Annotated in this window: 9 protein-coding genes; 4 read left to right on the plus strand and 5 right to left on the minus strand. The window is 60.5% G+C overall.

Features of this window, described 5'->3' with window-relative positions; all coding sequences use genetic code 11:
* Nucleotides 1–247: 247 nt before the first annotated feature.
* The 3 genes from JJE47_08770 to JJE47_08780 all read left to right on the plus strand — a co-directional run bounded on the left by JJE47_08770 (nt 248) and on the right by JJE47_08780 (nt 3,607).
* Nucleotides 248–751 carry a SigE family RNA polymerase sigma factor gene (locus tag JJE47_08770; GenBank protein ID MBK5267513.1) on the plus strand — a complete coding sequence of 168 codons (504 nt, stop codon included), beginning with the start codon at nt 248–250 and terminating at the stop codon, nt 749–751.
* The gene (locus tag JJE47_08775) at nt 748–2,184 is read left to right on the plus strand and encodes an SH3 domain-containing protein (GenBank protein MBK5267514.1); all 1,437 of its coding nucleotides are present in this window, start codon (nt 748–750) and stop codon (nt 2,182–2,184) included. The genes JJE47_08770 and JJE47_08775 overlap by 4 nt, the downstream gene beginning before the upstream one ends.
* Nucleotides 2,185–2,260: 76 nt before the next feature.
* Nucleotides 2,261–3,607, plus strand: coding sequence for an SH3 domain-containing protein (locus JJE47_08780; protein ID MBK5267515.1), 1,347 nt, complete (start codon nt 2,261–2,263; stop codon nt 3,605–3,607).
* 6 nt (nt 3,608–3,613) lie between these two features.
* Here the strand turns inward: JJE47_08780 and JJE47_08785 are convergent, their stop codons facing one another.
* Both JJE47_08785 and JJE47_08790 read right to left on the minus strand, forming a co-directional pair.
* Nucleotides 3,614–4,642 carry an LLM class F420-dependent oxidoreductase gene (locus JJE47_08785; GenBank protein MBK5267516.1) on the minus strand — a complete coding sequence of 343 codons (1,029 nt, stop codon included), beginning with the start codon at nt 4,640–4,642 and terminating at the stop codon, nt 3,614–3,616.
* Nucleotides 4,643–4,646: 4 nt separating this feature from the next.
* Complete coding sequence (locus tag JJE47_08790; protein MBK5267517.1) at nt 4,647–5,174, minus strand: 5-formyltetrahydrofolate cyclo-ligase; 528 nt, start codon at nt 5,172–5,174, stop codon at nt 4,647–4,649.
* Between the two features lie 40 nt (nt 5,175–5,214).
* On the opposite strand from JJE47_08790, the gene JJE47_08795 reads away from it, so the two are divergent.
* Nucleotides 5,215–5,970, plus strand: coding sequence for a 1-acyl-sn-glycerol-3-phosphate acyltransferase (locus tag JJE47_08795; protein MBK5267518.1), 756 nt, complete (start codon nt 5,215–5,217; stop codon nt 5,968–5,970).
* A gap of 6 nt (nt 5,971–5,976) precedes the next feature.
* Here the strand turns inward: JJE47_08795 and JJE47_08800 are convergent, their stop codons facing one another.
* From JJE47_08800 to JJE47_08810, 3 genes are read right to left on the minus strand one after another with little or no spacing between them, the layout of a single operon-like run.
* A complete protein-coding gene (locus JJE47_08800) occupies nt 5,977–7,422 on the minus strand; it encodes a DNA polymerase Y family protein (protein MBK5267519.1) in 1,446 nt (481 codons plus the stop codon).
* Nucleotides 7,355–8,083: a hypothetical protein gene (locus tag JJE47_08805; GenBank protein MBK5267520.1), complete on the minus strand. Its 729-nt coding sequence runs from the start codon at nt 8,081–8,083 to the stop codon at nt 7,355–7,357. The genes JJE47_08800 and JJE47_08805 overlap by 68 nt, the downstream gene beginning before the upstream one ends.
* Nucleotides 8,084–8,143: 60 nt before the next feature.
* Nucleotides 8,144–9,028, minus strand: a complete 885-nt coding sequence (locus tag JJE47_08810) for a formamidopyrimidine-DNA glycosylase (protein ID MBK5267521.1) — start codon at nt 9,026–9,028, stop codon at nt 8,144–8,146.
* Nucleotides 9,029–9,151: the final 123 nt, after the last annotated feature.

Below are 9,151 nucleotides of genomic sequence, written 5' to 3' on the forward strand. Positions count from 1 at the left end.
CAGATTCCTTGGCCATGATTATCCGGCCGTCGTCACCTCCAAGCCGCTCTACGATCCGGAAATGACCAAGGTCTACGCCTAACCGCAGCTGATCACGGGAATCTGCCACTTGATCGACTCACGATTCATCCGTGACCGTCATCGGGCATTGCCACATCCAGGTTCTGGCGTGCGACGTCGACCTGGATCCCTGCAACGGACATAGACTGATTAAACCTTCCGGCCTGGTCCGGTGTGTGTTCAGTGAATGGCGACCGTGACCTACAACCCGCAAGTTATCTCATTTGAGGCCTTCTACCGGACCGAATACGGCCCAATGGTCGCCCTGGCGACCGCGGTGGGAGGCAACCCTGGCGTTGGCGAAGACATCGCCCAGGAAGCCCTGATTCGTGCTCACAAGAACTGGGAACGGATCTGCTCATACGAACGGCCCGGGACCTGGTTACGTCGCACCACCATCAACCTGGCGCTCAATGTCCGGCGTGGATCCCGCCGCCAACGAGTAGCCATCCAACGGCTTGGAAGCCGCCCGCCCGACCCGGTCGAGATCGTTCTCGGTGACTCCGCGGTCTGGAAGGCAGTGGCAGCCTTGCCGGCCCGTCAACGAGCAGCAGTGGCCCTCCACTACCTCGAGGACCGATCGATCGACGAGATCGCCGGCATTCTCGAGTGCTCACCGAACACCGCCAAAGCCCACCTTCATCATGGTCGACAGACTCTGGCCAGCCACCTCAAGGAGAATCAGCAATGAGCGAAGACCGGATCCGCCGGGCATTCGACGACTTGAGCCGCCAGGCCAGACAAGCCAACCCGGATGCCTCCTTAGGAGCTCTCATGAACCCGGAAGAAAACTCCAAGAACCCATGGACGTACCTGGCCGCCGCCGCCGCCATCGTGCTCGTGCTCGGCTCCGTCGCAATTGCATTGAACGCAAACCGATCCCGAGACGTCGTTTCGCCGCCAGCGAGCACAACCGCCACGACATTCGGATCGGCTGAATCCACCGTGCCGTCCACAGATTCGACCATCCCTGGTGAATCCACCACGACCACATCACCGGACACCTCAACAACCACGACCAGCCCGACGAGCACCACGGTGGTGGCGAGCCCGGCTGTCGGCTGGCACGTCGTCGATGTCGCCAGTAATGACGTCCTCAATGTGCGCCAATCCCCGTCGGCGGCGTCCCCAATCGTCGGAAACCTGGCCCATAACCAGGACAACGTGACCGTGCTCCCCCGGGCTGGAAATCCGATCGGGGGAGCAGCCTGGTACGGGGTTCGGCTCGATGACGGAACCGAAGGGTTCGTGAACAGCCGGTTCCTCGCCCACCCGTCAACGTGGGACGCAGGTATCGCCGGTGCGCCATGCACGGCCAGCCAAAGCTCCGGCGAGGCAACCGCCTCGACTCCGAGCAGCGGGGACGCCTCAGCCGTGGTCGCATTGTTTCAGGTGAAAACCGGCAACTGTGACCGCTACGTCATCGTGCTCGGGAAGGACGACCTGGACGTGTTCGAAACGGCCAACACGTTGGGCGGCGGCGACATTCGGGTGACTAGTGGTGGAACGAGGGTTACCGTCGAGTTGCCATCTGTGATAACCGGGGTGGCCCCTCAGGCAACGAACTCCGACTTCACAGATGCCCTGGCGCTAACCGTTTTACCGATCAACACCACTGGTGCGCCGGACGACCTTGAGGTACGTTTCCTGCACAGCTCGTCCCGAGTGGCCGGTGTCACGGTGCTCTCTAACCCGGCCCGCATCGTCATTGATGTTGGTTCAGCCCCAACGGGCACCGGACTCGATTATGCGCCAATCGTCGGAAAGGGCGTCACCATCCTTGAGCATCCAGTCGATCAGTCGGCAGACAAGGTCGGCGTTGCGCACTCGTTCAGCGTCACCGGCTACGCCCGCTGGTTCGAAGCGCAAGGGTACGCCACGATCACCACGCTCGACGGCGCCCAACCGACCGACATCGCCTGGTCCGGTCCGTCGATGAGTTCGTCTAACGGGAACATGGCCTCGATATACGCTTTATACATCCCGACGTGGGGCGAGTTCACGTTCACGGTCGATCTTCCGTCGGGTGGCTATGAGCTATTTGTCGGCGACGACTGCATGAGCCCCGACGGCAACACAAGCCAACCGTGCGGTGTCACCGAGACATTCGACGTAACTCCCTAGCTTCCCTGACCACACCTGGTCCCGGACGTGCCATCATTGCTCGTCCGGGGCCAGTTACCCGCACACGAGGAGACCGATGACAACGCCAAATGGAAAGGGTCGCAGCTACGTAGTCGTGGCCGCTGCGGTAACCCTCCTCGTTGCCGCCGGCTGGTTTGCCTCCAAAGCTTTGGGCGGTCCTGCCGCCGTGACGGTCGGGCCTAATGAGAGCATCCCCGCGACCGCCCCGACCACGGCTCCCACCCCCAGCACCACGCAGCCTCCATCTACGACGGCACCACCGACTTCGACCACGTTGGGGACGACAGAAACCACCATCGAATCAACTACCACGACCACATTGGGCCCCGATACAACAGCGAATATCGGTTGGTACGTGGTCGGCGTCGCACCCGGCGATGTTCTCAACGTGAGAGCTGCTCCGACTGTCAATGCTGAGGTGGTCGGCATTCTGAGGCCTAATCAGGACGAGATCTTCGTTCTACCAATGGCCGCCAACCCGATCGGTGGAACGACCTGGTACGGCGTCCGGTTGCCCAGCGGGGTCGAGGGGTTTGTGAACAGCCGGTACCTCGCTCACCCCAATCAGTGGGACGCCGGCATCAAGGCCTCTCCGTGCACGGCTCAGACGGCCACCGGGTCCGCAACAGCCAGCACTCCCGCAACCGGAGACGCAACGGCGGTGATCGGACTATTCCAATTTCAGACCGCCACCTGCGACAGGTATGTGATCGTCCTCGGAACGACCGATGGAGCAAGCTTTGAGACTGGCGATATTCTCGGTGGGGGCGATGTCGTCGTGACCAGCGGAAAGACGCGGGTTTCGGTCAGTCTTCCACCCGGCGTGGTCGATGTGGTACCCCAAGCGACCAACGCCGATTTCAAGTTGGCGCTCGCCCTGACAGTGGTTCCGGTGGGCCAGCCCGAAAGGCTGGAAGTCCGTTTCCTCCATGAACAGGGCCGGGTAGCCGGCGTCACCGTGCTCTCCAATCCGGCTCGGGTCGTCATCGACGTAGCGGAGACGCCGATCGGTGCCGGCCTCGACTTCCGACCGGTCATAGAGACGGGCAATACCGTCCTCGAACACCCGGTCCACCAATCGGTCGAGAACGTGGGCATCTCCGGCGGCTTCACGGTGGTCGGTTATGCCAGGTGGTTCGAAAGCCAGGGCTATGCCACGGTGCTCACTCGCGACGCGCAAGACCCAACCACCATTACCTGGTCTGGACCATCGTTGGTGGCGAGCGAGGGAGGCTTCGCCTCACTGATGGCGCCCTACCAACCCACCTGGGGCGAATTCATGCTGTCGGCTGCAGTAGCGCCAGGCAGTTACCGGTTATTCATCGGCGACGATTGCATGAACTCGATCGACGACACGGTCCGGCCTTGTGGGGTTACCGAGTCGTTCGAGATCCTGCCCTAGACGCCATCAGAGAGCCAGCTCAGCCAGAGTTCGTAGAGTCGGCAGATCGCCGACAGATACGAGCAGAGTCGACACGTTCGACGCCTTCCAGACATCAAGCCGATCACGCACCATCTCGCGTGTTCCCACCAGGTTCACCTCGTCCAGGAGCTCGTCGGGCACCGCATGAACGGCGGCCATCCTGTCGCCGGCCAGATACAGATCCTGGACCCGCCCGGCGGCCTCGGCAAACCCGTACCGGCACGCAAGATCGTTGTAGAAGTTGCGACCCTTGGCACCCATCCCGCCGATATAGAGGGCTGCTTGGGGGCGGAGTCGATCGCGGGCCGCAGCGAGATCGTGGGAAATGACAACCGTCACGCTTGGCACAACGTCGAACGATTTGCCGGGGTCGGACGCCTTCGCCAACCCGGACGCAAGGCTTGGCCCGAACACTTCGCCGGCCCGTTCAGGCGAGTAGAAGACCGGCAGCCAACCGTCGGCGATTTCGGCAGTCAGCGCCACGTTCTTGGGCCCGATGGCAGCGAGATAGATGGGCAGATCCGATCGGAGCGGATGGGTCATCAGCTTCAATGGCTTGCCGAGGCCGGTTGCCTGCGGACCGGCAAACGGGATCTCGTAATGCTCACCACTATGGATCAGCGGTCCATCCCGCTCAAATACCTTCCGAACGATGGAAACGTATTCACGGGTCTTGCCCAACGGCTTGCCATACGGCTCGCCATGCCAGCCTTCCACGACCTGGGGCCCCGACAATCCGAGGCCAAGCAGTAATCGACCCTCGGATAGACGGTCCAGGGTGGCGGCGGTCATGGCAGTCATGGCCGGCGTACGAGCAGGCATCTGAAGAATGGCCGAACCAAGCTTGATGGTCGAGGTCTGTGCTCCAATCCACGACAGCACGGTCACCGCATCCGAACCCCAAGCCTCCGCAGCCCAGACAGAATCGTACCCAAGCCGCTCCGCCTCGAGAATCAGCTCCATATCGGGGCGGTTTGCGCGGGTGAGATACCCCAGATTGAGCGCCAGCTTCATGCAATCATCCTGACACCTGGCGAACACCAGCCTCAGTGGCGAGGTGGGTCATCGCAATGTCATGCGGCTCCGTGGGGATTCTTTCAACAATCGCGCCGGCCGTGGTTACCCCCACTCGAATCACATCAGGTCGGCAGGTGACGAGCAGCCGATCGTAATACCCTCGCCCGTGGCCAAGGCGGCCGCCTCGTCTATCAAATAGTGCGCCAGGAACCAGTACCACATCGATTTCCATGGATTCAACCCGGGCCGCCTCTGCCACAGGTTGCCGGTATCCCCAGCGGTGGGTTTCCATCGGAGAATCCGCCCGATGAACGGTGAGGCCCCCTACCTCTGGCGTCCGGGTAAGGAGCAGTTGGCCCGCCCCTTCGATTGACTCAACATCGGCTTCCCCGGGCATCGCCGAATACGTCAACACGATCGGAGCTTCAAGTCCCCTGAGAAAGGCTTCGATCCCGGATCGGATCCGCTCAGTATCGACCGTCCAGACCTGACCGTCGGCCCACTCTCGCCACAATCGTTTTGTCGCCATGAAGGGCGAGCCTACTGGCAGGCGGCTAGTTTGGGCCGCCATGATTGCTTGGATCAGAACAGGCCTACTCATAGTGAGCGGCTTTGTCGTCACGCTCATAGTCTCCGCGATATTAATCGCCGTGGCGGCCGTTCGACCGAACTCGCCCCTGCTTGACCGGATACTCAGAAAATGGAGCCAAGCCTGGTTCACGTTGGGAGGCGTCACATTCTCCGCGGAAGGAGCCACGATTGACGAATCCCGATCATATGTGATCGTGTCGAACCACCAGTCGAATTTCGACATCATGGCCGATCTGTTGGCGGTACCGGTTCCCGGCCGGTTCATGGCCAAGAAAGAGCTGTATCGGATCCCGGTGGTTGGTGCTGCAATGAAAGCAACCGGGATGGTCAAAGTTGACCGGACCCAACACGGATCAAGCGTCCATGCTCAGCTGACAGCAGACACCTGGGCCAACACCGATGCCGCCCGCAGCGTCATCGTCTATCCCGAAGGAACCCGAAGTCGAACCGGGGAACTCATGGCCTTCAAACGAGGAGCGTTCGCAATCGCCATCGCCGGCCAGCTTCCGATCTTGCCAGTTACCATCGCAGGGTCCTACCGGGCCTGGCCACCCAGAGGAGCTGTCCGGGGCGGACCGATCGTGGCCAGGGTCCATGATCCAATCGAGACGGTCGGCATGACCAAAAATGACATCGCGTCGCTTTCCGAACGGGTCCGAGCGGCGATTGCCGCCGATCTAGCCGATCTCAATGACCAACTTTCGACCGACCCGCACCACCAGAGCCGAAAGTGACGCCGATCAGTCATAGAGGCCAGTGAGATACATTCCCCCATCTCGCCGTTCACACAGCAATGCTCCTGCCGAAGTGACCAACTGATACCGATCCGCATCGGGCTCGCCAGTCCACCACCGGCCAGTCCGACGCCACGGACCCGCCCAATTGAGAACTGGCTCCCAGCGACTACGTAGCCGAACACGGGTGGGTTGCTCCTCATCCCATTCCACTTCGATTCGCTGTGAGGTAACCAGGGCGGGCGATGGACCGGGAGTCGCCCCGGGCCAAGGAGCGGTTGGCGCAACGAGTTCCGGTAGTTCACCCCATCGATGCCAACTCACCCGGTCAGCGGGGTCACGCCCGCCTTGGGGTACCGCCCCCAACACCTGATCAGGACCGATCAAGGCTTGCACCCTGGCCAAAGCTCGATCGGCCTCCATCACTGCCATTGTGTCTTCGAAGAAACCCAATTGACGCCCTCCCCCTGACACATCGGCAGGAGACAGGCGCAGCCGAACCATCCCGCCAGTTATGCCATGCGATTCGATCCAGGCTCGCAATTGCCACCAGACACGCTCGGCCAACATCCCCTCATCAAAGGGATCTGCATTTCTCCAAACCCGCAATCGAATAGCCCCATCCGCCGCTTCAGCTTCAACCTCTACCCGATGAGTGGCTGAACCGTTTCTTCGCAACTCCCCCACCAGTTCGGCCGCCGCAGCTCTGGCCGCGAATCCAACCTGTTCCAGACGCTCCAGCGGATCCTCAAACCGCTGCTCGACGAATACATCGACGGGCACAGCTCGAGGTTGGGTCGAGCGATCCTGTCCACTGGCCAGCTGATGAGCCCGTAACCCTTCCGCCCCGAAACGAGAAACAATGGTGTCGCGAGGCAGTTGCGACAATTGACCGAGTGTGGATATACCCAACCAACGAAACGTAGCCACCAAATCCTGGTTGGTAAGGGAATCGATGGCCACGTCAGTCAAGAACGTGGCGTCATCGGTAACGGCATAAACCCCACCAGGGTGAGCTACTCCGGCGGCTCGTCGGGCAGCAAATGGACTATTGGCTACCCCGATCCGTGGTCGTTCACGGGTCTGAATGGTTTTGGCAACAAGTTCGACGAGTTCCCTCTCACCCCCATAGAAGGCAACCGCCCCGGCGATATCAAAAAATATCAATCCGGGTTCGGCTACTTCGACCATCGGAACCAGATCCTCAATGCTACGGACCACTGGTTCAAATCGGGCTAGTTCGGCGGAGATGTCCCGGTCGAGCACCAAACCTCCCGGACAGATCGCCTCGGCACTTCGCCGCTTCATACCCCGGACGACTCCAGCAGTCCGAGCAGCCTGATTGGCGGCAACGACATGATGGTTATCAGTTACCACACATGGCTTATCCGACGGCGCGTCCGGGCGAAACAGTGCCCAGGTTTCCCACCAGATGCACATCACTCGTTCCATCGTCTTCAACTCCAAATCGTTGTTCTATTCCTCGAACTCCTTTGCCAGATGCGTACAGGGATAGGCTTCGCCCGGTGAGGCGCCCATGTCCTCGATCCGGCCCTGACCAGGTGATCTGCTCAGCGGTCAGACGCATGTGGGTTATGCCTGCCGGCAACTGACCACTCATCGGCCGCAACGCAACCGCCGCTCGTTCTTGACGTGCTTTGGCGGAGAGGCGGCGAAGTACCTGATCAGGAACCCCTGGGGGCACCTCGGCATAGATACCCCCCAGCCCGGTAAGTAATGCACCTAATACAGAAGGCCACTTCTCAGCATCAGAACATCGAATCACGGAAAGATGTGCCGGAGGAATCCCAACTTCCCAGGCCGCAACCGGACAGAACCATCCCCGCGTATCAACAATTGCCACGGGGGCCCGACTCGCAATCTCGGCCAGCATCACCAGGGCCAATCGAGTAAGTCCCGCACCCACCGGCCCCTCCAAACCAATTACTCGCCCCGGAACGAGCGTTAACTCGGTTGCCGGCCCTGACAACGTGGTTGTGTGGGTTGCGATAAGCGCCGCGAGTTCTTCCCGTGAAGCTTGCCTGCCACGTTCGATGGCGGTTTGGAGTGCCTTTTGTCGCACCCTTTGTTGGAGAAGAGTCGTTGCTGCCATGTCCACTCATATCGGAGGGACACGCCATGATATCGAACATACGTTCGATCTGTCAACCGGTCATTCGAGCTCGTCAATGGTCTTGGGCCAGTCGTCTTTGAGTAATCTCGATAACGACCGGTCAGCGAGTAACTTGCCGTCGGTTTGGCAGGTAGCGCAGTAATTCGTTTCGTTACTTGCGTAGACGATACGTTGAACTTTCGATCCGCACACCGGGCACGGTTCTGCGTACTTACCATGGACCACCATGTCTTTCCGGAAGGCAGTCACCTTGTCAGGGAACCCGTCACCGACCTCGGCCCGAAGCCGCTCTGTCCATTCCAACAAGGAGCTTTGGGTGGCCTCGTACAGCCGGGTTATTTCATCTTCGGTCAATTGCTTGGTTCGTTTTACCGGGGACAGCTTCGCTTTATGCAGAATCTCATCTGAATAGGCGTTGCCGATGCCCGAGAAAATACGCGGGTCAGTCAATCCCCTCTTCATGGTGCGATTCTCCCGGATGAGCGCTCCAGCAAACTCCGCCCGACTCGCCGTAAGTGGTTCGATGCCACCCCGGTCGTGAGCCAGAACGGCATCGATGCCTCGTTCAATATGCAACGACGCTCGCTTCTTGGTTCCCTGCTCGGTCAGCATCAACGTGCCATCGGGAAAGTCGAACGCGCACAACCCCACCTTGTTGGGTACGGCCTGGCCCTTCTTTACCCAGCGCAAGCGCCCGGCCACCATGAGATGAAGAACAATGAACAAGTCATCTTCGAACTCGAAAACGATTCGCTTACCGATCCGCCGGAACCCGAGAACCTTCTTACCTTCGACAGCCGACACCGGTGGATCGTAGGTGCGAAGCAGCGACACCGAGCGCACCCGGAGCTTCTCGAGCGTTTGACCGACGGTGAAGCGTTCGAGAGCCTCCACGTAGACAACAATGTCAGGAAGTTCCGGCATGCCGGGAGCCTAGTTCTCGCCGGTCGGCCGGCGCCGATGCTCCTGCACCGCCACGGCCGCCGCCAACGCCATAAGCGGCCAGAGGGCCGCAAACACTCGGAGCGAATCCGTTCCTTTCCGCCA

The organism is Acidimicrobiia bacterium, from assembly GCA_016650365.1.
In the GTDB taxonomy this organism is placed as follows: domain Bacteria; phylum Actinomycetota; class Acidimicrobiia; order Spongiisociales; family JAENVV01; genus JAENVV01.